The 25,509-nt window shown below is 37.7% G+C and carries 25 protein-coding genes and 1 pseudogene; 15 read left to right on the top strand and 11 right to left on the bottom strand.

Annotated features, from left to right (window positions below; all coding sequences use genetic code 11):
* Positions 1-252: 252 nt before the first annotated feature.
* Together LMF89_RS17900 and LMF89_RS17895 are read right to left on the bottom strand one after the other, a co-directional pair.
* Positions 253-936 carry a transaldolase family protein gene (locus LMF89_RS17900; protein ID WP_229536261.1) on the bottom strand — a complete coding sequence of 228 codons (684 nt, stop codon included), beginning with the start codon at positions 934-936 and terminating at the stop codon, positions 253-255.
* A gap of 87 nt (positions 937-1,023) precedes the next feature.
* On the bottom strand, positions 1,024-1,476 hold the full coding sequence (locus LMF89_RS17895; protein WP_229536260.1) for an RpiB/LacA/LacB family sugar-phosphate isomerase: 453 nt from the start codon (positions 1,474-1,476) through the stop codon (positions 1,024-1,026).
* A gap of 483 nt (positions 1,477-1,959) precedes the next feature.
* Here LMF89_RS17895 and LMF89_RS17890 point away from each other — a divergent pair, with 483 nt between their 5' ends.
* Positions 1,960-3,000, top strand: a complete 1,041-nt coding sequence (locus LMF89_RS17890) for a zinc-dependent dehydrogenase (protein ID WP_229536259.1) — start codon at positions 1,960-1,962, stop codon at positions 2,998-3,000.
* A 249-nt stretch (positions 3,001-3,249) separates the two neighbouring features.
* Here LMF89_RS17890 and LMF89_RS17885 read toward each other — a convergent pair whose 3' ends face one another.
* On the bottom strand, positions 3,250-4,014 hold the full coding sequence (locus LMF89_RS17885; RefSeq protein WP_229536258.1) for a DeoR/GlpR family DNA-binding transcription regulator: 765 nt from the start codon (positions 4,012-4,014) through the stop codon (positions 3,250-3,252).
* Positions 4,015-4,407: 393 nt separating this feature from the next.
* Between LMF89_RS17885 and fsa the strand changes: the two genes are divergently transcribed.
* The 5 genes from fsa (at position 4,408) to LMF89_RS17860 (ending at position 7,590) form a co-directional block, all read left to right on the top strand.
* On the top strand, positions 4,408-5,055 hold the full coding sequence (gene fsa, locus LMF89_RS17880) for a fructose-6-phosphate aldolase (protein WP_229536257.1): 648 nt from the start codon (positions 4,408-4,410) through the stop codon (positions 5,053-5,055).
* Between the two features lie 80 nt (positions 5,056-5,135).
* The gene (locus LMF89_RS17875) at positions 5,136-5,966 is read left to right on the top strand and encodes a transketolase (RefSeq protein WP_229536256.1); all 831 of its coding nucleotides are present in this window, start codon (positions 5,136-5,138) and stop codon (positions 5,964-5,966) included.
* Positions 5,967-5,968: 2 nt separating this feature from the next.
* Positions 5,969-6,904, top strand: coding sequence for a transketolase family protein (locus LMF89_RS17870; RefSeq protein ID WP_229536255.1), 936 nt, complete (start codon positions 5,969-5,971; stop codon positions 6,902-6,904).
* Positions 6,905-6,938: 34 nt separating this feature from the next.
* A complete protein-coding gene (locus LMF89_RS17865; protein WP_229536254.1) occupies positions 6,939-7,202 on the top strand; it encodes an HPr family phosphocarrier protein in 264 nt (87 codons plus the stop codon).
* On the top strand, positions 7,189-7,590 hold the full coding sequence (locus LMF89_RS17860) for a phosphoenolpyruvate-utilizing N-terminal domain-containing protein (protein WP_229536253.1): 402 nt from the start codon (positions 7,189-7,191) through the stop codon (positions 7,588-7,590). The genes LMF89_RS17865 and LMF89_RS17860 overlap by 14 nt, the downstream gene beginning before the upstream one ends.
* 133 nt (positions 7,591-7,723) lie before the next feature.
* On the opposite strand, the gene LMF89_RS17855 is transcribed toward LMF89_RS17860, so the two are convergent.
* From LMF89_RS17855 to LMF89_RS17845, 3 genes and pseudogenes are all read right to left on the bottom strand, one after another.
* Positions 7,724-8,512 carry a hypothetical protein gene (locus LMF89_RS17855; RefSeq protein ID WP_229536252.1) on the bottom strand — a complete coding sequence of 263 codons (789 nt, stop codon included), beginning with the start codon at positions 8,510-8,512 and terminating at the stop codon, positions 7,724-7,726.
* 225 nt (positions 8,513-8,737) lie between these two features.
* On the bottom strand, positions 8,738-9,676 hold the full coding sequence (locus LMF89_RS17850) for a cation diffusion facilitator family transporter (RefSeq protein ID WP_229536251.1): 939 nt from the start codon (positions 9,674-9,676) through the stop codon (positions 8,738-8,740).
* Positions 9,677-10,195: 519 nt separating this feature from the next.
* Positions 10,196-10,327 (bottom strand): annotated as a pseudogene (locus tag LMF89_RS17845) (winged helix-turn-helix transcriptional regulator); the annotation flags it as partial.
* A gap of 306 nt (positions 10,328-10,633) precedes the next feature.
* Between LMF89_RS17845 and LMF89_RS17840 the strand changes: the two are divergent.
* The 9 genes from LMF89_RS17840 to LMF89_RS17800 all read left to right on the top strand — a co-directional run bounded on the left by LMF89_RS17840 (position 10,634) and on the right by LMF89_RS17800 (position 20,504).
* On the top strand, positions 10,634-11,341 hold the full coding sequence (locus LMF89_RS17840) for a sugar O-acetyltransferase (protein WP_369412638.1): 708 nt from the start codon (positions 10,634-10,636) through the stop codon (positions 11,339-11,341).
* A gap of 315 nt (positions 11,342-11,656) precedes the next feature.
* A complete protein-coding gene (locus LMF89_RS17835) occupies positions 11,657-12,136 on the top strand; it encodes an MFS transporter (protein ID WP_229536250.1) in 480 nt (159 codons plus the stop codon).
* 173 nt (positions 12,137-12,309) lie between these two features.
* Entirely contained in the window at positions 12,310-13,014 is a 705-nt protein-coding gene (locus LMF89_RS17830) for a GntR family transcriptional regulator (protein ID WP_229536249.1), read from the top strand.
* Between the two features lie 314 nt (positions 13,015-13,328).
* Positions 13,329-14,399: a mannonate dehydratase gene (gene uxuA, locus LMF89_RS17825; RefSeq protein WP_229536248.1), complete on the top strand. Its 1,071-nt coding sequence runs from the start codon at positions 13,329-13,331 to the stop codon at positions 14,397-14,399.
* Positions 14,400-14,421: 22 nt separating this feature from the next.
* The gene (locus LMF89_RS17820; RefSeq protein WP_229536247.1) at positions 14,422-16,041 is read left to right on the top strand and encodes a mannitol dehydrogenase family protein; all 1,620 of its coding nucleotides are present in this window, start codon (positions 14,422-14,424) and stop codon (positions 16,039-16,041) included.
* 229 nt (positions 16,042-16,270) lie between these two features.
* Positions 16,271-17,560, top strand: coding sequence for an MFS transporter (locus LMF89_RS17815; RefSeq protein ID WP_229536246.1), 1,290 nt, complete (start codon positions 16,271-16,273; stop codon positions 17,558-17,560).
* A gap of 22 nt (positions 17,561-17,582) precedes the next feature.
* Positions 17,583-18,989, top strand: a complete 1,407-nt coding sequence (uxaC, locus tag LMF89_RS17810; protein ID WP_229536245.1) for a glucuronate isomerase — start codon at positions 17,583-17,585, stop codon at positions 18,987-18,989.
* A 243-nt stretch (positions 18,990-19,232) separates the two neighbouring features.
* Positions 19,233-20,174 carry a sugar kinase gene (locus tag LMF89_RS17805; protein WP_229536244.1) on the top strand — a complete coding sequence of 314 codons (942 nt, stop codon included), beginning with the start codon at positions 19,233-19,235 and terminating at the stop codon, positions 20,172-20,174.
* A 57-nt stretch (positions 20,175-20,231) separates the two neighbouring features.
* The gene (locus LMF89_RS17800; protein ID WP_229536243.1) at positions 20,232-20,504 is read left to right on the top strand and encodes a beta/alpha barrel domain-containing protein; all 273 of its coding nucleotides are present in this window, start codon (positions 20,232-20,234) and stop codon (positions 20,502-20,504) included.
* A 662-nt stretch (positions 20,505-21,166) separates the two neighbouring features.
* Here the strand turns inward: LMF89_RS17800 and LMF89_RS17795 are convergent.
* The 5 genes from LMF89_RS17795 to LMF89_RS26320 all read right to left on the bottom strand — a co-directional run bounded on the left by LMF89_RS17795 (position 21,167) and on the right by LMF89_RS26320 (position 25,153).
* Positions 21,167-21,874 carry a hypothetical protein gene (locus LMF89_RS17795; protein ID WP_229536242.1) on the bottom strand — a complete coding sequence of 236 codons (708 nt, stop codon included), beginning with the start codon at positions 21,872-21,874 and terminating at the stop codon, positions 21,167-21,169.
* Positions 21,875-22,101: 227 nt separating this feature from the next.
* Positions 22,102-23,451 carry a sensor histidine kinase gene (locus LMF89_RS17790; protein WP_229536241.1) on the bottom strand — a complete coding sequence of 450 codons (1,350 nt, stop codon included), beginning with the start codon at positions 23,449-23,451 and terminating at the stop codon, positions 22,102-22,104.
* A gap of 140 nt (positions 23,452-23,591) precedes the next feature.
* Entirely contained in the window at positions 23,592-24,272 is a 681-nt protein-coding gene (locus LMF89_RS17785) for a response regulator transcription factor (protein WP_229536240.1), read from the bottom strand.
* Positions 24,273-24,554: 282 nt separating this feature from the next.
* Positions 24,555-24,725, bottom strand: coding sequence for a hypothetical protein (locus LMF89_RS17780; RefSeq protein ID WP_229536239.1), 171 nt, complete (start codon positions 24,723-24,725; stop codon positions 24,555-24,557).
* A 227-nt stretch (positions 24,726-24,952) separates the two neighbouring features.
* Positions 24,953-25,153 carry a transposase gene (locus tag LMF89_RS26320; RefSeq protein ID WP_369412637.1) on the bottom strand — a complete coding sequence of 67 codons (201 nt, stop codon included), beginning with the start codon at positions 25,151-25,153 and terminating at the stop codon, positions 24,953-24,955.
* Positions 25,154-25,509 lie beyond the last annotated feature (356 nt).

Here is a 25,509-nt window from a genome sequence, read left to right as displayed (position 1 = left end):
AAGAACACCGCATAGATTGTCTGATCTTTAGCGATGTTCATTTAGCAGAGTAGTATAACAGCCCGAAACTTGTTAGTGTAAAGAAAAACCCATAGAGCTTTAAAGCTCTATGGAAATAGAATAGAAGTTTTTTATAAAGTAGATTTCATTCAGATGGAATTTTAACTCCAACTGAATCTTAGTTGCACTTATCCTTAGGACTAAATCACTCTAAGACTCCCACTTTCTAGAAGATGGGAGTCTTAGAGCGGTTTAGTCAGATAAGAAATCACTCATAATTTTTTGACCATAAGTTTTTTGCCAGTCTTCCGTGAACGTATTAACACTCCAATCTGTCAGCGGGTGGGAGAATAATTTACTAAAGACATCTTCATTGACCGTCACTGCCTGGGCTCCAGCTAAGCAAATTTTTTGAATTTGCTCCGTATTTTTAAAGCTTGCTGCCAGAACTTGGGTCTGGAAATGATACGTTTGAAAGATGGTAACAATATCGGCTACTACGTTTACTCCGTTGCCAGAAATGTTATCAATTCGATTTACATAAGGAGCAACATAACTGGCTCCTGCTTTAGCCGCCATTAATGCCTGCTGGGGGGTGAACACTGCTGTAGCGGTGACTTTAATGTTTCGTTCCGTAAGGTATTTTATTGCTTTGTAGCCTTCAGGAATAACGGGAATTTTTACATAAATATTTCCTCGAAAAGTATTATGTAAGAACTCTGCCTCTTCGATAATTTTTTCGGCATCTTGATTGATGACTTGTGCATGCAATGTTTTTTCATCACTTAAAATAGAACGAATTTCTTGTAAAACATCTACATAGTCTATCTTTTGTTTCGCTAAAATACTGGGGTTAGTTGTAACACCATCAATGACATAGGTGTCATTGGCCTTTCTTATAAAATCAATATCGGCAGTATCCAGTAAGATTTTCATTAGCTATACCTCCTGAAATATAATATAAAATACTAACGAGGAGCTTTTGATGCTCCTCGCTAGAAACGTTATAACACTATAAAGATACTAGCCTCTATATTTCTTGTCAATATCAGCTACCAAATTAATTTTGGGCGTTGAAGATCCAGGCGTGAATTCAGAAGCAAGCCAGGTTTTGGTGATTACTTTAGCTAATTCAGGGCCGATAACTCTGGCGCCCATTGTAATAATTTGAGCATTGTTGCTCTTAATGGATCTTTCAGCAGAAAAAGTATCATGACATAAGGCTGCAAAAATACCAGGGACTTTATTAGCAGTAATGCACATGCCGATACCAGTTCCACATAGCAGCATGCCTCTAGCAGATTCACCCTTTTTAACGCTTTCAGCAACTGTTTCAGCAATATTAGGATAAAAGGTTGAATCATCTGCAGAAGGAATTCCGAAATCTATTACTTCATGTCCTAGCTCTTCCATATATTTTTTAAGGATATTTTTTAATTCAAAAGCGGCGTTATCACAGCCAATTGCAATTTTCATTTGTTTTTCACCTCATAAATTATTTCTTATTATTCAAACTGTTGTTAAGAAAGCTGCCTCCTTTCATTGAAATTCTTGACTTTATTTATGAAAGTGATCTAAATCATTAGGTGTATATCACTTTGTTTTTTCCTTTGGAAAAGGTATTCAGTTCTTTTTGAAAAGAGGAAGGTATCTAGCGGAATATTTTACTCTAATGGATTATAAGATTTTCTTTTTCTTTCTATTACTTATTATTTGTTTGCTTTTGAGTTCATTATATGAAAAAAAGAAACAATCGTCAATAGGTATTGATTATATTTTATATTGAAAAATAAAATAATCTTTATTAAAAATAGTAAAAATGAGTAAAAAGTAGAAAAAAAAGAAACAAAAAGAAAATGAAAAGTTGTATAATTGAAGAAGATATATGATTATTACAATGGGTAAATGCAATGAGTTGAAAACGGTGAAAAGAAAAATCAAGGATGGGAGATGTCTAGTATGATGAAAGCAGCAGTATTTTATGGTCCGCAAAATGTAAAATTTGAGAGTCGAGAAGTACCTAATATCGACAAAGGCGATATTCTTATCCGAGTAAAATATTGTGCAATTTGCGGTACTGATGTAAGGATTTATAACTTTGGCCAGGCAAATGTAACTCCTCCAAGGATTACAGGTCACGAGCTGACCGGGATCATAGAAAATATCGGGAGTGAAGTGGAAGATTATCAGGTTGGGGATAAGGTGTTAGTAGTTCCTCAAATGACTTGTGGGAAATGTCATTACTGTTTGCAAGGCAAAAGCAATCTTTGTGAAGAAGTATTATTGTTTGGCTATTCTCTGGATGGTGGCTTTGCTGAATATATAAAAATACCTGCTCAAGCTGTAAATCGAGGCAATGTGATAAAGCTGGATGATACTGCAGATCTAGTGGATGCTACTCTTACAGAACCTTTATCTTGTGTTATTAATGGTCAAGAGCATTTGCAGATTGGCATTGGTGATGAAGTTTTGGTCATTGGGGCAGGAGCAATTGGTGCTATGCATGTAGCCTTGGCTAAAGCAAAGGGGGCAGCAAAAATTATTCTTGCAGATGTAGCACAGGATCGGCTGGAACTTGCGGGAAAATGTGGAGCTGATTATCTTATTAATTCAAAAAGTGTAGATCTTATGCAAAAAGTAATGTCTCTTACCAATGGTAAGGGGGTCGATGTGGCAATTACTGCTTGCTCAGTTCCTATTGCCCAGTCACAAGGACTGCAAGTTCTTAAAAAAGGCGGAAGACTTAGCTTATTTGCAGGTTTGCCTAAAGATCATGCTATAAATCCTTTAGATATGAATCTTGTCCATTATAGAGAAATATCTGTTTATGGAGCCTATGCTTCAACCATACCTCAGCATATGATAGCCTATCAGTTATTGGCTAAGAAAATTGTAGATGGGAAGAAAATCATTACGAATGTCTTGCCAATGGAACGGCTGGTTGAGGGATTCGGTATGGTGAAAAAAGGCGAAGGGTTAAAAATTGTCGTAAAAGTATAAAGAAAATCACTGTTTGCTTGATGAAGAGCAAACAGTGATTTTCTTATAAGCATAGAAATTATAAGTTTTTAGGTGCGAAAAAGGTGAGATATTATGAACCACAAAGGCACAATGCCGCTAACACGGCACGCTAAGAAGTGCACGAAAAAATAAATAAAAACCCTTTGCGTCCTTTGCGTCTTTGTGGTTCCTTTTCGCTTTATCGGTTTTTTAAAGGACGCGTAGCGTTTTTCTTATTCATTGACCTTCCTAGCCAATTAGAACATTGATATTCATATTTCGTAATTGTGCAATTATTTCTGCTGGTGCACTGTCGTCGGTGATAAGGGTATCCATTTGATCAGTAGCAGCAAAAGAAGCCAGAGAAGAAGTGTCGAATTTACTGGAATCCATGAGAGTAACCAATTTGGCTGAAGACTCAACCATCCGTTTTTTCAGATCTACCTCATATACATTGAAATCCATCAGCCCGTCTTTTATCGTAAAACCGCTGGCTGAAGTGAACATGATATCAATTTTAAGTTGATTTAAGATGTTGGTTCCTAATGTTCCCTCAAGAGCTGTTGAGCCAACTCGGATGACTCCACCAAGCAGAATCACTGTTATTAAAGGATTATCTCTCAATTCGAGAGCTGTATAGATGCCATTCGTAATTACTGTTAAACGTACTGGCATAGTTTTTAATAGTTTAGCAAATTCACGTATGGTAGAGCTTCCATCTAAAAGAATGCATTGACCATTAGTAACCAATTCAGCTGCTTTTTTGGCAATGGCGGATTTTTGATTCGGATTCTTTTGCTCTCGTACCGAAAAAAAGTTTTCTGGATCAACTTGTTCGGAGATAATAGCACCACCGTGAAATCTCTTAATAAGACCTTCTTCTTCCATCGTTTTCAGGTCATTGCGCAGAGTGACCTCTGTAACACCCGAAAATGATGACAGTTCTTTCACTGTAGCTTTTCCATGGCTACTGAGAAATTCGAGAATTTTTTTTCTTCTTTCAATTAAAAACATAGTTTCTCCTTGTTGATCGCTTATCACGTTTTTACTCTATAAGCAAAGTATATAAAATATAGTATGGCAAATGATTACGGCTAAGTAAATTCCCTAAAAGTTGTATATTTACAATTACAGTTATCATAGCAAAAACTAAGAAAACAATCAATACTAGATTCATTAAAAGAAAAAATAATAAACAATAAAAAGAAAAAGCAAGAAAAAAGATAGTAAAAATAAGATAAAAAATAATAAAATGGTTGACAAAGTAAAGTCTAGTGATAAAATGTAAGTAAGAACTTGCATTATTAAATATATTGTGGTTCACGATATTTAAGAATGCTGTACAATATCATTATAATGTGTATCTTAACTCAAATTGGAAAAAAATATGTAAAAGGGGAGATTTTGATGAAAATATTTATTGATACTGCAAATGTTAGTGACATTGCTAAAGCAAATGATCTGGGAGTTATTCGCGGAGTTACTACCAATCCTTCCTTGATAGCTAAAGAAGGACGTAATTTTCAAGAGGTTGTGCAAGAGATATGCGCGATCGTTGACGGTCCTATTAGTGCTGAGGTTATTAGCCTGGAAGCAGACAAAATGGTGGAAGAAGCATTGCCTTTAGCTGCATTAAACCCTAATATTGTTATTAAAATTCCTATGACAATTGAAGGATTGAAAGCTGTTAAGGTATTGGCAGCAAAAGGTATTAAAACAAATGTTACGTTGATCTTCTCTTCCAATCAAGCTTTGCTAGCTGCATCTGCAGGTGCCAGCTACGTAAGTCCTTTTATCGGACGCTTAGAAGATATTAATGAAGATGGTTTAAAAGTGGTTGAAGAAATTGCTACTATTTTTAAAATCTATGGTTTTAAGACGGAAATTATTGCTGCGAGCATTCGTACCGTCCGCCATGCTACACAAGCAGCCTTAGCAGGTGCTCATATTGGTACTATGCCTTATAGTGTAATTGAACAGATGGCTAAGCATCCTTTAACCGATGCCGGTATCAGCAAATTCTTAGCAGATTGGGAAAAAGTTAAAAATAAATAAATATTAAAAGTTGAAAGGTGAAATACGGCCTTAATTGGCCGTGTCTCATCTAATGACAATCAGGAGGTATCACAAATAGAGTGAATATTGAATTAATTAATAGTTTGACTGAGACAACATTGAATATACGTAAAAATATTATTCGTATGATTACACAAGCACAATCCGGTCATCCGGGTGGTTCCCTGTCGGCAGTTGAAATTCTGACCTATCTATATTTTCAAGAAATGAATATTGATCCTTCAAATAGTAAAAACCCTAAGCGGGATCGATTTGTTTTAAGTAAAGGACATGCCGCACCCGTATTATATGCTGCGTTATCAGAAAGAGGGTTCTTTTCTGCGGATGAATTATTAACATTGCGTAAGATAAATAGTCGATTGCAGGGACATCCTGATATGAAAGGAATTCCTGGCGTGGATATGTCTACAGGATCTTTGGGACAAGGATTGAGTGCTGCAGCTGGAATGGCTTTAGCTGGTAAAATCGATGGCAGCGATTATCGCGTTTTTGCATTGTTGGGCGACGGCGAACTAGAAGAAGGACAAATATGGGAAGCAGCAATGTTTGCATCTCATTATAAATTGAATAATCTTACCATTTTTATTGATTTTAATGGCCTTCAAATTGACGGTTTGATTTCTGAAGTGTTATCACCTCTGCCTATTCCAGAAAAATGGCGTGCTTTTGGCTGGAATGTTCTTGAGATCGATGGTCATGATCTCGAAGAAATCCATTGTGCTGTTCAAAGTGCCAAAGAAGTTCTTGATAAGCCGACTGCAATTATTGCTACTACCATTAAGGGAAAATGTATCAGAAAGATGGAGAATGCAGCAGAATGGCATGGGAAAGCTCCATCCATTAGCGAATGCGAAGAATTTTTATTTGAGTTGTCAAGGGGAGGGCTGTAGAAATGGCAAAAGCTACACGAGAGGCCTATGGTGAGGCATTAGAAAAAATGGGTGGCCTTTGCTCTAATATTGTAGTGTTGGATGCGGATTTATCCAAATCAACGAAAACCTGCGTATTTGCTAAAAGTTACCCTGAACGATTTTTTAATGTTGGTATTGCAGAACAGAATTTAGCGGGAGTTGCTGCAGGTTTGGCAGCAGCGGGAAAAATTCCTTTCATCTCTACATTTGCTATGTTTGCAAGTGGACGTGCTTACGAACAAATACGGAATTCGATTTGCTACCCGAAACTAAATGTGAAAATTGCCGCCACTCATGCTGGTTTGACAGTGGGGGAGGATGGGGCTTCTCATCAGTCGATTGAAGATATCTCTTTAATGCGCAGTATTCCTAATATGACGGTGTTAGTACCGGCTGATGGGACTGAAACCTGCCAAGCAATACAATTCGCTGCTGAGTATGATGGACCTGTTTATATTCGTTTAGGACGTATGGCAGTACCTGATTTATTTACAGAAGAATATAGGTTTGAGCATGGCAAAGCTGTTTGCTTAGTGGAAGGAACGGATGCAACCATTGTTGCAACAGGAATAATGGTTCATATTGCTAAAGAGGCTGCTGAAAAATTACAAGCAGAAGGTTTCAGTGTTAGAGTACTGAATATTCATACAATAAAACCAATTGATAAAGACGCGATTGTAAAAGCAGCAGAGCAAACAGGTGCTATTGTTACTTGTGAAGAACACAGCATTATTGGGGGGCTCTCCAGTGCAGTAGCAGAAGTGCTGGTGGAGAAGTTTCCTGTACCGATGGAACGTGTTGGAGTACGTGATACCTTCGGTGAATCAGGTATTCCAAAAGAGCTTTTGAAAAAGTACGGGCTTACTGTGGATGATGTGGTATTAGCTGTTAAGAAAGTCATTGCTAGAAAAGCATAGATTTACGATCCTATGAAAAGAAGGGGGAATTGTAATGGAACTCACTTTACAAATTAAAAATAAGGCAGGGCTGCACGCAAGACCAGCAGCTATTTTTGCTCAAAAATGTTCTACCTTTAAATCCAGTATTACGATAATAAAAGAGAATAAGCAGGCTAATGGAAAAAGTCTAATTAATCTTATGGGATTAAGTGTAAAAAAAGGAGATACAATCACAGTGAAAATTGATGGGCCCGATGCTGCTGAAGCAGGCGCTGCTTTGAAGAAAATTGTGGATGATAAGTTTGGCGAAGAGTAATAACATAGCTAAAGGAGAAGAACCTGCAGCTTCTTCAGGAATTATTATGAGTCAAAAAGCAAAAGAAAAAAACCGCTTTTTAGCGGCACAGCAGGCAGTGGAAGCAGAGATTACCAGCTTGCAGCAGTTAAATGAAAAAGATAAAGAAGGGCAGGCTGAAGTTTTAGCTGTTCATAAGGAATTAGTGAGTGCTCGATCCTTTAGTGATTCTGTTATGACTTTCATCAATAAGAATCATGCCAGTGCAGAAGCAGCAGTGGAATATACTGTGAATGAAATTGTTTCGATGCTAGTTCTTCTCGAGAATGATTATATGCGGCAGCGAGCAGTAAATATTAAGGAAATTGGCAATCGTTTAATGCGCCAGTTGCAGATGACAAGGAGCTAAATTACCTTGAATCCCATTCGTAATTTAGTATCGTTAATCATCTTATAGTAAAATAGCTAGAAACCTTATTGAAAAGGTTTCTAGCTATTTTTTTATATATCTTTTATGATGTTAAAGGGGAAAGTGCCGAATTTTAACGGTACATTGCTGCTAAATTTGCATTGCCTGTTCCACGTACACCAGTAATATTCCAATCACCGTCTTGGCTTCTCACAAGATCCATTTTAAAGCGTTGATTGGTATCTTGTTTTACCACTTGGACTGTGGCCCGATTGCCTGATTGGGAAAGAAGGGAAAAAGAATCACGGCTTGCGTCAAATCCGTATCTGGCTGCAGAATCTTTAGCAACGGTTATAGGGCTGGTTTGGTAATTGCCGTATTCATAATAGTCATTATAGCGATTGTTATCACTGCTATAATAGATTTGACCATCTTTGTACAATGCCCGGTTGTCATTAGAGCTGGGCCAGCTATGATTGTGTCTATGCCAGCCATTTCTATTATTATACCGGGTGTCATATTTACCGTCTCTGTTGTGATATCTAGTATCATATTTACTACCATCGCCATCATAGCGGGTGTCATAGCTAGCACTGGTATTATGTCTGGGAGCGTAGGTGGCATCATTGCTTGCTCTAGTAACATTTTTGTTATTACTGCCATTATACCGAGTATCATAGCTGGAGCCGTTGTTCTGCCTCGTGTTATAGTGGGAACTATCATTATATCTGGTATCATAGCTGGCACTTGCTTTGGTTTGCTCTATTTTTATAGGATGAATATTAGGATTTTCAGAAGCATAAGTGGTAGCAGGAAGAGCAGTACCAGCAGCACCTGCCATGATAGCAGCACCTGCTAAAGCAGCAGCGTATTTTTTATATTTTCCACGGGGCGTTTTTCGTCTTGATAATTTTCTTTCCATACGTATCCTCCTCCTTTGATTTTATTTTTAGTCTTCCAAAAAGTCATCGTCAAAATTCATGGAAAATTAAACAAGAAAAAAGTGTTTAATGATGGTACATGTTATAACAGAATAAATGAAGTATTAATAAAAAATGCTAAAATTAGGAAACGTAGAGTCTGTTTGTCAATGTATATAAAAAGCCTTCCGGCGTTACCGCTGGAAGGCTTTTTATATACATTGTCCTTAGGTTCGTGCATGGAGGGGTGGAGTTATCTGCAGGCATGTTTCATGATTGAAGTCTGCTATTTCAATTTGGATCGTAGTGTGGTTAATTTGAAACTGGTCGCGAATGATGCTGATTGCCTCCTGCAGGATGGTTTGGGCGTCTTGGCTCCCTTCAATTAACAGATGGCAGCTTAGTGAGTCGAGACCGGAGGTGATTGTCCAGATGTGCAGGTCGTGGACATTACGAACGCCATCGATACGTTGCAGAGATTCTCTTACTTCCATCCAGTTGATTGTAGGAGGCGTTCCTTCGAGCAGAATGTTCACCGATTCATTGATCACACCCCACGCGCTTCGTAGAATTAACAGTGCAACAATGACGCTGATGATGGGATCAGCCGTATACCAGGAGAAGAAATACATCAATAGCCCTGCGATTATGGCCCCGACAGAGCCGAGGGCATCGCCAAGAATATGAAGATATGCACTGCGGAGATTAATGCTCTTGTCCATGTTTCCCTTTTTCGTCAATACGAAGGCACTTAATAAGTTGGCAAGCAAGCCGATCGCAGCAATGGCGATCATGTAGATACTATTGACTGACGGCGGTGCGAAAAAGCGTCCGTAGGCTTCCCAAACAATCAAGCCGGCAATAATAAATAAAGTCAATCCATTGAAAAAAGCAGCCAGTATTTCAAAACGGTAAAATCCATAGGTTTTTTGGGGTGACGGCGGTTTGAGTGCCAAAACAGTTGCAAACAGACTTAATCCCAGCGAGGTGGTGTCACTGAGCATGTGTCCGGCATCAGAGAGCAAAGCAAGACTATTTGTAAACAATCCCCCCAGAAATTCAAGAACCATGATACCTGCGGTGATGATCAGTGATATTGTGAGTGCGGTGCGGTTGTTTTTTCCATGAAGAGGTCCTTCATGGCTATGACCATGATGATGCCCCATATGATGCCTCCTTGTACGTTATTCACTGCTTTTATTTCCTGGTTTTCGTCGGACGATAAGGAAATCCTTCTGTTTACATTATATCACAAAGTAAGGTGACGCTTTAAAAATAGCATTTAGAGAGTTCACTAAACTGTGTGATGAGTAAGGTCGTATTAAGACACTTTACTGTAAAAAAAGAGAGTGCTTTTCACACGCTCTGACGATTTTACTGAGTTGAAGGAAAAGATGTAATAGAATATCAATGAAGGTAATAAAAATAAATATTCCTTTCTTGTAAAGGTAATCTAATTGGTCACTTATGAATATTCTAGCAGACACTCATTTAGCAGATATTAATATAAATAACCCATCTGACTGAAGTAACTCAGAAAGATGAGTATTGCCGTCAATATTTATTATTGGCATTTTCCTTTGCTATATAAGTTATTATTACCTATGATGGAGTAATTATCCTTGGTTCAGAAATGTCAAGAAAATTAGAAGTGGAGTGTTTTTATGTAATCAATATTACACATTCTATAATTGGTTCTCCTGACCCCAAAAGCACATTACATCCAATATGGGAATAAGGGATTGCCCTCTTTTAGATAAATAATATTCAACCTTAGGTGGAACTTGAGGGTATTCTTTGCGAATTACGGAAACATCAAAGGGCATTTAAGCTTAGCGAACGCAAGGGAATTGGGTAGCAGCATCCAATAAGGTAGAATAACTTCTTGAAGCATCTTTAAAACTTAAGCAACTGTGGAAAAATTCCCGGCTACTCGATCGTAGCTTCATATTAGTGGGTTGCTGTCAAGGATGAACAGCTTGAGACGCTTATTTGGAGCGAAATTGTATGCCAGCAAAGGCTGAGATGAAATAAAAAAATAACAAAATATGGAATATATGATACTCTATAAATAAGCTAAGCGTTTAATTAATTTTCACAGGGAGTTATGCTATCTGGTTATTGTGCATGGTTTCTATGGCTTAATTCTGGTGGATGATCCAGATATTGCGATGAAGCTATTGAACGTATTATGCTGCAGCCCTACGAAGCTAGGGCATATTTGCTGGCAGGCAAATGAATGGGATAAAAGGGGGAGAGTCATGTTGCAGGGAAAAACGGAAAAACAAAAAATGATTGACGGCGAAATGTATAGTGCCTGGGATCCGGAACTGATTGCAGACAGGAGAAACGCCAGGCAGCTAACACGTTTGATTAATAACACCTTGGAAACCGAGTCGGAGAAAAGGGGCGACCTGTTAAAGCAGCTGTTTGGATCAACCGGGGCAGAACTATTTGTTGAGCCTGATTTTCGCTGTGATTACGGGTACAACATTCATGTGGGAGAAAACTTTTATGCCAATTTTAACTGTGTCATCCTGGATGTATGTGAAGTATGCATTGGTGACAACTGTTTTATGGCACCCGGTGTACATATTTACACCGCAACGCATCCGCTTGATCCTTATGAGAGAAATTCTGGCGTGGAATATGGTAAACCGGTGACCATCGGGAACAATGTCTGGCTTGGCGGTGGTTCGATTATAAATCCCGGTGTTACAATTGGGAATAATGTCGTAATAGCCTCCGGTACGGTGGTTACCAAAAATATTCCGGACAATGTGGTCGCAGGCGGAAATCCGGTCCGGATAATAAAACCTGTAATAGTATAAAGATTAGAAAATCTTTTCAAGTGCTTCATCCCTAAAACTTATACATTTTCATACTACAAAACAATCAACTCTATCATCACATTGGCAGAGGTTCATTCTATTTCATTTATCAGGAGAATGTAATAAAAAATAAGGGGAAATCCTCTGTCTTATGGATTGCGTTTCTCTTAGGAGCGCTGGCTTCTTTTGGACCTTTATCCATTGATATGTATTTGCCTGCATTGCCGAATCTGGTCACTGAGCTAAATTCCAGTACCTCTTTAGCGCAGTTGAGTTTGACGTCGTGTCTGCTGGGGATTGCCTTGGGGCAATTATTTGTGGGACCTTTTAGCGATCCTTACCTTTCGTCAATTAATAAAAAATCGAACTTTTATGGGATATGCACTAGGACAAGGTTTTGTAATGGCTGGCATGTTTGCTTATATCTCTGGTTCTCCTTTTATCCTGCAAAACATTTTTGGTGTTTCACCCCAGATGTTTAGCTTGCTCTTTGGAATTAACAGCATTGGCATCATTATTGCCGGACAAATTAGAGGACGACTTGCAGGGCGAATTCCTGAGAAGAAACTTTTGGTTGCTGGGCTGACGCTTTCTTTTGCAGGAGGGGGATTGCTGCTGCTTATGATCCTAATTGGGGGAGGACTTTACTCTATATTACTGCCATTATTTGTGGTGGTTTCCAGCGTTGGGATTGTTGGTACCAGTAGTTTTTCCTTGGCCATGCAGGATCAAGCAAAGCGGCAGGCAGTGCATCAGCTCTTATTGGAGTTTTGTCTTTTGTCTTTGGAGGGCTGATGGCACCTCTTGTTGGCATCGTATTTCTTTTTAGTCAGACGGGAATAGTCTAGTTAAGATTTCGTTTAAGCCTTGTTATATATTTCTTTCATTATATTTTAGCTGGAAATATAGAGGAAATATTGATATACTAATGTATTAGTATATCAATGAAGATAATTTGGAGGAACACTATGGAAGTAAGTATAATTGAAAAAAATCCTCGTGAATCTACGCGAGAATATGTATATCGATTTTTAAAATTTAATATAATGGAACTAAAACTTATTCCAGGAAGTGCTTTATCGGAAAAAGACATAGCGCAGTTATTAAATGTAAGCCGAACTCCAGTTCGGGAAGCATTTATCCAATTATCTCAGGAATATTTGCTCGATATTTTACCACAGAAAGGAACATATGTATCCCTTATTGATATTGAGAATGTTGAGGAATCCAAGTTTTTGCGCGAAACGGTTGAGAAAGCAGTTATGGCTATGGCTTGTGTTGATTTTCCAAGTGATAAGCTTTTTGAACTTCAATCCAATATTGCTTTGCAAGAATTATGCTTTAAGGAAAAAAACTATTTGCGGTTTTATGAACTAGATGAAGAAATGCATAAAATTATCTTTGTAGGCTGCAAGAAGGCACGGATTTGGTCCATGATTCAGCAGATGAATACACATTATAATCGAGTCAGAATGTTAAATATGGCTGGTGGGTATGATGTATCGCCCGTCTTAAAGCAACATAAGGAACTGATTCTAGCGATTAAAGAAAAAGATGTAGATTTGGGAATGCGGACGATTGACCGCCACTTGAATAAAGTGAAATTTGATATTCAGGATTTATATAGAGATTATGCTGATTATTTTAAACAAAAGCAATCGACATTGCTATAAATTTAGTTTTGATAGAGGAATTCACATTCTGTAATTTTATAAGTATTGCACAACATAGCTGCTTAAAAGGATTTTTGCCTTTTAGGCAGCTATATTTAATTGCAATAATGTTCTAAAAAAAACTTAAAAATCAGATTTTATTAAAAGATACTGTTAAATGGTATTTACACTAGTATGGTAGTATGATAATATCTGATTAACAAGCAGATATCATTAATGAATTCGTTACTTGGTGAATTTATCATTAATATCATTGCAGATGCAGTTAATGAAATCAGTTTGCTATTTCAATTTCAAAGGGGGTCCGAATGTAAATGATTATGTCATTTCGTTGGTACGGCAAAGAAAATGATTCCATATCCTTACAGAATATCCGTCAAATTCCTGGGATGAAAGGAGTAGTAGGAGCATTATTTGATGTTCCTGTTGGTGAAATTTGGCCATTAGATAAAATCCTTGCATTGAAGAAGGAGATCGAAGATCAGGGATTATTATTGGAAACGATCGAAAGTGTTAATATTCATGAAGATATTAAGTTGGGGCTTTCATCACGAGATCAGTATATTGAAAATTACATCACTTCGTTAAAGCACCTTGGTCAGGCTGGAGTGAAGGTTGTCTGCTATAATTTTATGCCAGTATTTGACTGGACACGAACCGATTTGGCTAAAGTACTTTCAGATGGTTCAACTGCTTTAGACTTTGATGTTAGATTAATTCAAGGCAAAGATCCGCAAAAATTGGTGGAAGAAATGCAGGCAAATTCCAATGGGTTCGAGCTCCCAGGCTGGGAAGAATGGCGCTTAAAAGAGTTAAAACATCTTTTTGATTTATATAAAGATATTGATGAAGAAAAACTGTTTGGTCATTTGCAGTACTTCTTGAAAGCGGTAGTACCTGCTGCAGAAGAATATGGTATCAAAATGGCAATCCATCCTGATGATCCCCCTTATTCCGTATTTGGTCTTCCTAGAATTGTAACCTCCAAGAAAAATCTAAAAAGGATTGTAGATATGGTTGATAGCACCAGCAATGGTTTGACTATATGCAGTGGTTCATTGGGAGCCAATCTAGAAAATAATATACCTGAAATTATCCGCTACTTCGGCGATCGGGTTGCTTTTGGACATGTGCGTAATGTACAAGTTCATGAGCCTGGGATCTTCAATGAGACGGCTCACAAAGCTGATGAAGGTTCCCTTGATATGTATGAAATTATGAAGGCATTCTATGATATTGGTTTTACCGGACCGATCCGTCCTGATCATGGTCGGATGATCTGGGATGAAAAAGGCAGACCGGGTTACGGCTTATATGATAGAGCCTTAGGGGCCAATTATTTGTGTGGTCTTTGGGATGCTATTGTGAGAGGCGCGAGTAAGTAATGAAAGTGAAAGGAGTTTTTTCATGTTAGTTCTAAACAAAGAAAGTATAAAAAATACCAGCCTATGGGAACAAGCGGGCATAGAAAATTTGAAATTTAATCATGAGAAAATGACCGCCTTGACAAAAGAAAATCCTACATGGGTACACTTCGGGGCTGGCAATATCTTTAGAGGATTTATTGCTATGCTGCAACAATCACTTCTGAATTCAGGAACAGTAGATTCAGGAATTGTTGTAGTGGAAACCTATGATAGTGAAATTATCGATGAAATATATACTCCTTATGATAATTTAGGTTTATTAGCTATTATGAATACCGATGGTAGTTTGGATAAAAAAATTATTGGCAGCATAGGCGAAAGTCTAGTGGGAGACCCCTCAAGAGCAAATGACTGGCAGAGAATACAAACCATCTTTTCGAAACCTTCGCTACAGTTAGCAAGTTTTACAATTACAGAAAAAGGTTATAGTTTAAAGAATGCGGCTGGAAATTATTCTGCCGATGTTCAGGAAGATATGAATAAGGGACCGGAAAATCCAAAAAGTGTTATGGCTAAAATTGCATCATTAGCTTACACACGTTATCAACACGGAGAGCTGCGAATTGCTTTTGTTAGTATGGATAACTGTTCCCATAATGGAGATAAACTTTATAGTGCTGTAGAAGCAATTTGTAGAAAATGGGTTGAGCTAGGTTTGGTTGAAGAGGGATTTTTGAACTATATAAATACTCCAGAAAAAGTATCTTTTCCCTGGAGTATGATCGATAAAATTACGCCTAGACCTGCCGAAAGCGTTAAAAACACATTGAATCAAAGTGGTTTTGGAAGTACAGATATTCTTTGTACAACAAAAAACACATTTATCGCTCCTTTTGTGAATGCTGAAAAGCCTCAGTACTTAGTAATAGAAGATAAGTTTCCCAATGGACGTATGCCACTAGAGCATGTAGGCGTGATCTTTACTGATAGACAGACCGTAGATAGAGTTGAGAAGATGAAGGTGTGTACCTGCCTAAATCCTCTGCATACTTCTCTTGCAGTTTTTGGTTGTTTGTTAGGGTATACGTTGATCGCCGACGAGATGAAAGATCCTATTTTAAAAAAATTGGTAGAAAAAATAGGCTATGAAGAAGGTATGCCGGTAGTTATAAATCCACAAATTGTGGATCCAAAAGCTTTTATTAAAGAAGTGATTGAAGTAAGGTTTCCTAATCCTTATATTCCCGATACTCCACAACGGATTGCATCCGACACATCACAAAAAGTAGCAATACGTTTTGGCGAGACAATCAAAGCGTACTCTGAAAGGGCCGATTTGGATCCAGCAAGCCTTACCTTTATTCCTTTGGTAATTGCCGGATGGTGCAGGTATTTGATGGGGCTTGATGACCAAGATAATGAAATGAGCTTAAGTTCTGATCCATTGTTATCTACCTTAACAGCCTATATTTCAGGAATAAAAATAGGGGATGTAGAATCTGTGGGAGATTCTTTGCAGCCGATACTTTCCAATGAAGAAATATTTGGTGTAAATCTTTATAGCGTTGGACTAGGAGAGAAGATTGAAGGCTATTTTAAAGAAATGATTTCTGGCTCAGGTGCTGTAAAAGCTACCTTACAAAAACATTTAAAGAATTAAAGAATTCCATATCATTATATAAGATGTATATAGCAGATAAACCCAGGAGCATCGGCTCAAATACGCTTCTGGGTTTATCTTATAGAGTATGTATCCTGTTTTCTTACTTGTGATCTAATAAGTTATCTTAGCTATTAATTCGTATGTAAGTATAAAGAGAAAAAACAAAATCTTTACACTTATCCAAACATATTAAATTTGCTGAATTATTATTAGGAGGGATTTAAAAATGTTTAAAAAGTATCGGTGGAACATTGTACTCATGTTATTTCTAGGTAATGCTCTAAACTATGTTGATAGAACAGCCATGTCAGTTGCCTTACCAATATTGAATAAACGATTTGAACTGACACCATTTGAATCAGGGTTGATTTTGAGTAGTTTTTTTGTAGGTTATGCCCTTTTTAATTTTGTAGGCGGTTATCTTTCAGATAAAGTGGGACCAAAGAAAGTTATGGGTTCGGCCATGGTTGTTTGGTCGCTTTTTTGTGGACTAACAGCAGGAGCATATAGTTTTGTTTCATTGCTTATCGTCCGACTTTTCTTTGGCTTTGGTGAAGGGCCAATTACCGCCACCACAAATAAGACTATGAACAATTGGATACCTGTCAAAGAAAGAGCGACTGCAGTTGGGATTTGTAATGGGGGGGCTCCCGTTGGCGGAGCGTTATCTGCTCCAATTGTCGCATTTGCCTCGTTGGCGTGGGGGTGGGAAGCAACCTTCATTATTTTAGGGACAATTGGTTTAATATGGGCATTAATATGGTGGAAGGTAAGTGCTGATAAACCAGAAGACCATCCTATGGTTTCTAACGAAGAAGCAGCAGAAATAAATGCTGGCAGGATCGAAATATCAAGTACTGAGCCAACGACTTCAACTCAAGTTAAGGTTTCACTGATATCGATTATTAAGCAAAAGAGGATATTTGCTTTGTTGTTAGGGATGTTTGGATATAATTATACACTATTCTTTTTTCTTACATGGTTTCCTACCTATCTAGTAGATGCAAGGCATCTGAGTATTAAAGAAATGGGTTTTGCGGCGATGATTCCATGGATAGCGGGAGCTATCGGTCAACTTCTTGGCAGTATTATTATTGACTATATCTACAGGAAGACAGGAAAATTGCTCTTTTCCAGAAAGGTAGTTTTAGTGACTTGTCTGATGCTAGCTGCGATATGTGTTGGCTTAACCGGTTTTGTTAATGACGTGGTGTCTGCAGTTTCTCTAATGACCGTAGGTATTTGCTTTTTATATTTACAGGCTACAACGTATTGGGCTATTATCCAAGATATTGTGCCAAGCGATAGAGTTGGCGGAACCAGTGGATTTATTCATGCAATGGCCAATGTTTCCGGAATTCTGGGACCATCAATAACGGGATGGCTGGTACAAACGACTGGTCAATATACATCTGCATTTGTGTTGGCAGCAAGTCTGGCAATGATAGGCGCATTAGCTGTTGCTTTCTTCGTAAATGGACCTAAAGTTCCTAAGAATCAGGAAGTAATTGTATAAAAATGAATGGTAGGTGATATACATGAATGGATTTATGGATGAAAATTATCTTTTGGAGACAGAAACTGCTAAAAAGTTATATTTTGAGTATGCAAAAGATATGCCTATTTTTGATTATCATTGCCATCTCCCTGTTCAAGAAATTGCAGATGACAAAAAGTTTGAGAATATAACACAGCTCTGGCTAAGTGGAGATCATTACAAATGGAGAGCATTAAGAGCTAACGGCATATCGGAAGAGTATATTACAGGTAATAAAAGTGATTATGAGAAGTTTCAGAAATGGGCTGAAACGGTTCCGTATACAGTTGGCAATCCTCTATTTCAGTGGACCTATTTTGAACTTAGACACTACTTTGGAATTCAGTATCATTTAACATTGGAAACTGCAGATGCAATCTGGGAAAAATGTAATGCGTTGCTTCAACAGGAAGAGTTTTCAGCAAGAAATCTTATCAGAAGATCGAATGTGAAAGCCCTTTGCACAACCGATGATCCAGTAGAATCCTTAGAATATCACGAGAAAATAAAGGCGGATCAAACATTTGACGTAATGGTTCTGCCAACCTTTAGACCTGATATGGCTTTAGAAGTTGGTCATGAAAATTTTCAGAAATGGATAAATAAGTTAGGGGATATTGCGGGTATTACCATTCATACATTTGAAGATTATCTTGAAGCGCTGAAACATAGAATACAGGATTTTCACAAAGTTGGCTGCCGTTTATCAGATCATGGTTTATCGGAGCATTTTTACATGGAATCCAATAAAGACGAAATATATGACATCTTTAATAAACGTTTTGATAATCAATCGATATCGCTAGAAGAACAAATCAAATTTCGTTCTGCAATCTTAATTTTCCTAGGCAAAGAATATGCACAGCATGGATGGGCTATGCAAATTCATATTGGTGCGATACGAAATACAAACACTAGAATGCTGCATTCGATTGGCATCAATACTGGTTTTGATACGATAGCAGACTTTAACTTTGCCAATGAATTAGCAAAGTTTTTAGATGCACTGGATGCTGTACAGTTACTTCCTAAAACGATCTTGTATGGTTTGAATCCTAGAGATAATTATATGCTGGCTGCGATGGCTGGGAATTTTCAAAGTGATATACCAGGGAAGGTTCAGTTTGGATCGGCATGGTGGTTTAATGACCATGAAGAGGGCATGATCGACCAAATGAAGGCTCTGTCAAGCATTGGATTATTTTCCCGGTTTGTTGGGATGCTAACCGATTCTAGAAGTTTTATTTCTTACACAAGGCATGAATATTTTAGACGAATTGTATGTAATCTTGTGGGCAACTGGGTAGAAAAAGGTAGTTATTATCAAGATTTTGATTTTTTAGGTAAAATGATAAAAGGGATATGTTTTAATAATATTAAAGATTACTTGAATGTTGAAGTAGAGTAAACCTCACCCTTAAACATTACAAATAAGTTTAATATCAAAAATCTGCTTATGCTTGTCTATAAATACACTCGACTTTATCGTATTAGGATAGAGATAAAAGCCTTCCGACGATTAACTTGGAAGGCTTTTATGATTGGAGAAGATGAGACCTATCAGGATAAAGTAGACTTTTAAAGCGTAGGGGAAGAAAACATACGAGGGTTTCGATTAGACAAACATTTGAAATGAGGTGCTGAAAAGCAGATGCCAGCAGTAATAACGATTGGTGAGAGCATGGCTCTAATGATTGCAGAGCAAAGTGGACCGTTAGAATTTGTAACAAGCTTTACTCGTAAAGTTGCGGGAGCAGAATCGAATGTAGCCATTGGTTTATCCCGTTTAGGTCATCAGGCTGGATGGATTAGTTCCATTGGTGATGATCCCTTTGGTACATATATACGGAATACCATTCGTGGTGAGGGCGTAGATACTTCACTTGTTACGATATCTCCAAGTTATCGAACAGGTATGATGATAAAAGAGCAAAGTGACATCGGTGATCCTAAAATTTATTATTATCGAGAGAAATCAGCTGCTAGTCATATGAATCCATCGGCATTAGTTGATAGTTATTTTGATAATGCAAAAATACTCCATATTACAGGTATCTTTCCCATGTTAAGTCTAGAATGCCAGGAAACAGTATTTGCCGCCATTGCTATTGCCAAGAAGAAAGGTTTACTTGTAGTCTTTGATCCTAACATACGCAAACAGCTTTGGAAGGGGGAGGAATCAAGGCGCATGTTATTAGAAATTGCACAGCAAGCCGATATTATACTGCCTGGAATCCAGGAAGCGGAGCTATTAGTAGGGAGCTTAGATTGGAAGGATATTTCAGCAGCTTTTCATTCCAAAGGAATTCGCTTTGTCATTATGAAAGACGGCGCAACGGGAGCCTATTACTCAATGACAGATGATGAGATTATTAGTGGGTATGAAAAGGGTTTCCAAGTCAAACGCGTTGTAGATACTGTTGGTGCTGGTGATGGTTTTGCAGTCGGTGTACTTTCCGGGATTCTTGAGGGATTGCCTCTAAATGAATCCGTTCGCCGCGGAAATGCAATTGGCTCCCTTGCAGTTATGGTAAAAGGGGATTCTGATGGTTATCCCACACGTAAAGAACTTGACGAATATCTTAGCAGGTAATTGTTAGATTCAAATGAAGATAGGCCATAAAAAAAATTATTGAGGAGAGAAATTGATATGATACCTAAACTTAATATCCTTAGAAGAATAACCCAGTCTGGAGTGGTGGCGGTTGTTCGTGCTGACAGTTCAGAACAGGCCTTACAAATAGCCGAAGCTTGCAGAAAAGGTGGAGTAAACGCTATTGAAATTACTTTTACCATTCCGGGTGCAAGTCAAGTGATAGAAGATTTGGCCAAGAACTACAAAAGGGATGAAATGATTGTTGGTGCGGGTACTGTCCTTGATCCGGAAACAGCAAGAATTGCGATCTTAGCAGGTCGCACTTAACTCCCACTTGTAGAAGGTGGGAGTCTTCATAGTAAATCGTATTCCGTCTATAAAAGACAGGATACAATTTTTTCTGTACATAATTGCAAAAAGAATGAATTTTTAAATTTAAGGCTTATCAAAGAGGTATGCTTTTTTATTCTTGTAAGTTATTTAGTATCTTCTGTGCAATCAGAATGGGACTTGATGAATTTGATAACACTTGACGAATGCATTGCGCGGTTTACTAAACACATTATTGGCCCGGCAGGATCATGCTTTGCAAGGAGGAGTATACTGTTCCTGACAGTAAAATAATAAGTTCTTGACTTATATTGCTGCTCACTGTGATGTACACCTGATGACAATGGAAACAATATACAACCACTGCTCCCGGGGTCATTACAGGGATGGGAGCAGTGGAGTAGAGCAAGATAAAATTAAAAGAACGGAGTTTACCTATCAGACAAAATTAGATGACCGGTTAAGTAAAAGGATGTTAAAAAAATGCCAATTACGATTTCTCTCAATTAAAAATTAGTAGGATTTTTCCCATTATATAATTAATTTATATATAACGCATTAAATATTCTTAAAAGCAATCGTCAGGAATAGGATATTACATCCCATTCCTGACAGACCAACAATATAGATGTTACTTTTAATGCGTCATATATAGCATATCATCTTTGAGGATTAGCAGGTTGCCCCACCATCTTTTTATCAACCACCTTCTGTGCTTCTTCTACAGCATTGGCTTTCATTTCATTAGCTTGTGCCACAGTAATACGTTTCTCTGCCAAGCCTTTATCGATTTGCTGATTCATATCTTTCACAACCAAGTCAACTACAGCCTGCCGAGATACATTATGGGCTGCCGCTATTTGCGCTAGTGATTTACCACTACTTTGTTCCTGTTCAAAGGTTTGCTCATCAATCTGTAGAAGTGTCAATATTTCTTGGGGAATTGGAGTCCCTATCGGTTGTCCATCAACCACTTTCTGTGCTTGTTCTACAGCATTGGCTTTCATTTCATTAGCTTGTACCACAGTAATACGTTTCTCTGCCAAACCCTTATCAATTTGCTGATTCATATCTTTCACAACCAAGTCAACTACAGCCTGCCGAGGCACATTATGGGCTGCCGCTATTTGTGCAAGTGATTTACCACTACTTTGTTCCTGTTTGAAGGTTTGCTCATCAATCTGTAGCAGTGTCAATATTTCTTGGGGAATCGGTCGGTCTTGCATAGACTTTTCATGATCCGTCTGCATATTTTGAATCCCTGCTGGTTTTTGATTGGCATGGACGATTGTAGATGTTCCTATTGTGAAACTTCCAGCTGCCAAACCAAGACCTAGGGTAAGGGCCAATACTGATTTCTTTTTCATTGTTAATCACCTATCCTTATGTTATTTACTTACAACTTAATTATGCCATTGTATTCTTAAATTTTTCTTAAGTTAACAAAAGAAAATAATAGTGCAACCTTCTGCACTGCAGCTCAAAGAAGCAAGATGGAGGCATTCACGCTGGCGCATGCATATCTCATCCTGTCTAGGGAAGATGTTGACAAGGAGTAATAAATAACCTTGCTTTCACAAGTAAAGCCATCTTTTTATACCTTTTTCTCTAAAGGTAATTGCAAATAAAATTTAGTACCTTCTCCTTTAATACTGTCGACACGTATTTTCCCTCTATGTTTGTCAATAATCCATTTTGCGATTGCCAGTCCCAGACCACTCCCACCATCATCACAGGACCTGACCTTGTCCCCCCTGTAAAAACGCTCAAAAATAAAGGGTATATCTTCTTTCGAAATACCGATACCTGTATCTTGTACTGAAACATGTACTGATCCTTTGTTAATATGGCTAGTAATTGTAATGTGTCCTTTTGCAGGTGTGTATTTAACTGCATTGTCCAGCAATATGACAAATAGCTGGTACAATCTTTCCCTGTCACCTCTTACTTCGATTTGTGGATCAAATTCAGTATATATGTGGATTCCCTTCATCTCTGCAATAGGCTGAATTTGTTCGATGATATCATGAAGAAGGTCTGGGAGCAGTACCCCACGAAAATTCATTTCTATCTGATTGGAATCGGCTCTGGCCAAAGTAAGTAAGGTAGCAACCAAATTCCCCATACGGGTGGACTCCTTTAAAATCCCTGCTATCCTAACACTTTCCTCTTCGATGATATGCTCAGGATGATGGAGCAGAAGCTCTGTATTGGTTTTAATGACAGCAATCGGTGTTCGCAACTCATGAGAAGCATCTGTTACAAATTGCTGTTGCTTATCCCAAGAAGCCTTAATTGGCACAAGAGCACGTCGCGCTAAATAATGGCCTGCCCATATAATTACAAAAAAACCACTTGCTGTTCCCGCCATAATTATTACCATTAAACGATTTATCATACTTATTTCAGGATCAACAACAGTAATAGCGATTATTTTTTTTGCAGCAATAATTTTTGCTTTCCCTACTCGCACAGTAGGATAGCGATCTGCTGGATATGAAATACTTAAGATGCGGTAATCATGCCCGTTTATTGTTTTACTCTGGGGACTACCATCACTAGTATTTGCTAATAGCGTTGTGATGTCTTCAATATTGATTTTTTCATTTGGTTCTGGAATTAATATGCGACCGTCCACATCTTCAGCCACAACTAAAATTCTCAGATCAAATAAGGGGTGCGGTTTTCGTCTTTGTTCTTCCAAATATGGCGACTTAAATTTATCGTTTTGAAGTTGAAGTTGAGGAAATATTACTTTATTATAGTCGCTAAAGTCTGTTATGGCCTCCACCATAGAAGAATCAATATCCTTAAACAAATTATTATCAATATATATATATATCACGATGCCATATATAATGAATACTATTAGCAGCACTGCTGAATTGAGCACCGTCAACTTTAACATCACTTTCCTAAACATAGTCGAATCCTTTTTCAACATAAAACCTATCCCATCTGTCCAATATCGTAAATATCCGCGTTAAATACTCTTAAAAATAATCGTCAGAAGTAGGATATGGGGTTTATTCCATTCCTGACAACAATATAGATGTTACTTTCTTAATGCGTTACATATAGAATCTATTTCTGAGAATTCTCTTTCAACATATAACCCACACCACGAACCGTCCGGATGAAATGGTCACAACCAGTTACTGCCATCTTTTTTCGTATATGATGAACATATACATCCACGATTCCGTAGCTACTGTCTGATTCATAACCCCAAAGCCGATCAAATATCTGTTCCCGTGTCAAAATACGTTCATGGTTTACAACTAAATACTCTAATAAATCGTATTCTTTAACTGTTAGCCCTATAGCCTGTGATTCATAATATGCTTCTTGCAATTTAGGGTTAAGAGATATGTTCTTATAAGCAAACAGTTCTTTTGAAGTGCTCCCTTTGCGTCGTAGCAAAACCTTGATCCTAGCCAAAAGTTCAGCTACGGCAAAAGGTTTTACCAAATAATCATCGGCTCCTATATTTAAGCCTGTTACACGGTCCTCGATACTGTCCTTAGCTGTAAGAAATAGTACAGGGACATGAATTGTTTTTTCACGTAATTGTTTTACAATCTCAAGACCACTCATGCCATGAAGCATAATGTCTAATACTAACAAATCATATATCACCTGCTCAGCTAAGAATAAACCTTCATCACCATAGCCTGTATCTTCCACACTATATCCTTCACCTGTGAGTACAGAAGTAATAGCACTCCTTAACATTTCATCGTCCTCAACCACTAAAATCTTCATTCGACTTCCTCCACCTTTCAAGAGTATTATTTATTCTGCAAATAGCAAATAAGACTTGGTTCATTCCAAGTCTTATCAGTTGTAGAAATCCTACTAGATGGTTTTTGCATAGTGCCAATAATCGAGTAGGTTTATTGTAAATATTACAAGTGACGTATCTTCCAAGTCACATTCTGCTGGTGTTCAATAGTTCTAAATTATCTTTTATAAGAACTATATTTACCATATAACGAAAAAACTCCTGCCAATTTCCATAAAAAATTGACAGGAGTTTTTTCGTTATTAAAGATAATAACGTTCTGCTATAAAACCAGCTTCAACGATTTTGCTCTGCCCTATGTACTCAGCATAACTGCTCCACTTATGTTGTGCTATACTTTTTACTTTTCCGGCTTTTAGTGGATTTTGATGAATATATCGCAATACCGTCAGTAAATATCCGTCAGTTTCCACGACTTCACTTTTAAATCTATCTTATTCTTGTAAGTTATTTAGTATCTTCTGTGCAATATCAGAATGGGATTTGATCTTAAAATAATGAAAGGATAAACCAATATTCTAATATGAGCTTTTCAATGGCCTGACGAACAAGAGATAGCAAAGTCGGAATAGCGACATTAGCAATAATATGAGTAGAATCCCAATGCAGCGTTTTAGTTGAGTAGAAACAATACCTAATTCTATACATTGGTCAACCAAACGTTGGAATATCTTTTGAAACAATGAAGATCGATGCGAGTTCCACGGAAATAACTGATAGTGGAATCATCTGGCGGTTCCTCATCGATATTTAATCTTAAAAACCAGCGATGGGCAAGATTTACTTGGATGTGCTCAATAACCTGGACATCGGAAAATTGTAGAAATATTCCAGAAGGCAAATTTTAAGCATGAATTCGAGCTCTTCTGCATAACGACTCTTATCTGACGAAATTTCACGAATGAATGAAAAATCAACCAATTGATCCTTAAAAAGGTTGTTCGATGGATTTATCCCACTGAAGGGGTTCGATCCTCATACAGCCCGAATGGGGGAATATAAATTGGTGTCTATAGTAGAAAAGAATCATCGCACATCGTTAGAAGGATTTATTGGGACGGCTTGTTAAGTGCTCAATCAGAAGTTTTGCACGCCAAAAGGCTCAACAAGCAGCTAAATATTGCAAGTTGAACCTTAAAAGAGGGAGCGGATATTATGAGTATTTTTGAAACGACCATGCTAGAGTTAAGACTTATG

The sequence above is a fragment of the Pelosinus baikalensis genome, assembly GCF_020819555.1.
Taxonomy (GTDB): domain Bacteria; phylum Bacillota; class Negativicutes; order DSM-13327; family DSM-13327; genus Pelosinus; species Pelosinus baikalensis.
This window is presented reverse-complemented; position numbering and strand designations above follow the sequence as displayed.

What these genes read in the sequence shown, in the direction of transcription:
- LMF89_RS17900 (WP_229536261.1), bottom strand. Translation starts at nt 936, where the DNA reads ATGAAAATCTTACTGGATACTGCCGATATTGATTTTATAAGAAAGGCC.
- LMF89_RS17895 (WP_229536260.1), bottom strand. Translation starts at nt 1,476, where the DNA reads ATGAAAATTGCAATTGGCTGTGATAACGCCGCTTTTGAATTAAAAAAT.
- LMF89_RS17890 (WP_229536259.1), top strand. Translation starts at nt 1,960, where the DNA reads ATGATGAAAGCAGCAGTATTTTATGGTCCGCAAAATGTAAAATTTGAG.
- LMF89_RS17885 (WP_229536258.1), bottom strand. Translation starts at nt 4,014, where the DNA reads ATGTTTTTAATTGAAAGAAGAAAAAAAATTCTCGAATTTCTCAGTAGC.
- fsa (WP_229536257.1), top strand. Translation starts at nt 4,408, where the DNA reads ATGAAAATATTTATTGATACTGCAAATGTTAGTGACATTGCTAAAGCA.
- LMF89_RS17870 (WP_229536255.1), top strand. Translation starts at nt 5,969, where the DNA reads ATGGCAAAAGCTACACGAGAGGCCTATGGTGAGGCATTAGAAAAAATG.
- LMF89_RS17865 (WP_229536254.1), top strand. Translation starts at nt 6,939, where the DNA reads ATGGAACTCACTTTACAAATTAAAAATAAGGCAGGGCTGCACGCAAGA.
- LMF89_RS17855 (WP_229536252.1), bottom strand. Translation starts at nt 8,512, where the DNA reads ATGGAAAGAAAATTATCAAGACGAAAAACGCCCCGTGGAAAATATAAA.
- LMF89_RS17850 (WP_229536251.1), bottom strand. Translation starts at nt 9,676, where the DNA reads ATGGGGCATCATCATGGTCATAGCCATGAAGGACCTCTTCATGGAAAA.
- LMF89_RS17830 (WP_229536249.1), top strand. Translation starts at nt 12,310, where the DNA reads ATGGAAGTAAGTATAATTGAAAAAAATCCTCGTGAATCTACGCGAGAA.
- uxuA (WP_229536248.1), top strand. Translation starts at nt 13,329, where the DNA reads ATGATTATGTCATTTCGTTGGTACGGCAAAGAAAATGATTCCATATCC.
- LMF89_RS17820 (WP_229536247.1), top strand. Translation starts at nt 14,422, where the DNA reads ATGTTAGTTCTAAACAAAGAAAGTATAAAAAATACCAGCCTATGGGAA.
- LMF89_RS17815 (WP_229536246.1), top strand. Translation starts at nt 16,271, where the DNA reads ATGTTTAAAAAGTATCGGTGGAACATTGTACTCATGTTATTTCTAGGT.
- uxaC (WP_229536245.1), top strand. Translation starts at nt 17,583, where the DNA reads ATGAATGGATTTATGGATGAAAATTATCTTTTGGAGACAGAAACTGCT.
- LMF89_RS17805 (WP_229536244.1), top strand. Translation starts at nt 19,233, where the DNA reads ATGCCAGCAGTAATAACGATTGGTGAGAGCATGGCTCTAATGATTGCA.
- LMF89_RS17800 (WP_229536243.1), top strand. Translation starts at nt 20,232, where the DNA reads ATGATACCTAAACTTAATATCCTTAGAAGAATAACCCAGTCTGGAGTG.
- LMF89_RS17795 (WP_229536242.1), bottom strand. Translation starts at nt 21,874, where the DNA reads ATGAAAAAGAAATCAGTATTGGCCCTTACCCTAGGTCTTGGTTTGGCA.
- LMF89_RS17790 (WP_229536241.1), bottom strand. Translation starts at nt 23,451, where the DNA reads ATGTTGAAAAAGGATTCGACTATGTTTAGGAAAGTGATGTTAAAGTTG.
- LMF89_RS17785 (WP_229536240.1), bottom strand. Translation starts at nt 24,272, where the DNA reads ATGAAGATTTTAGTGGTTGAGGACGATGAAATGTTAAGGAGTGCTATT.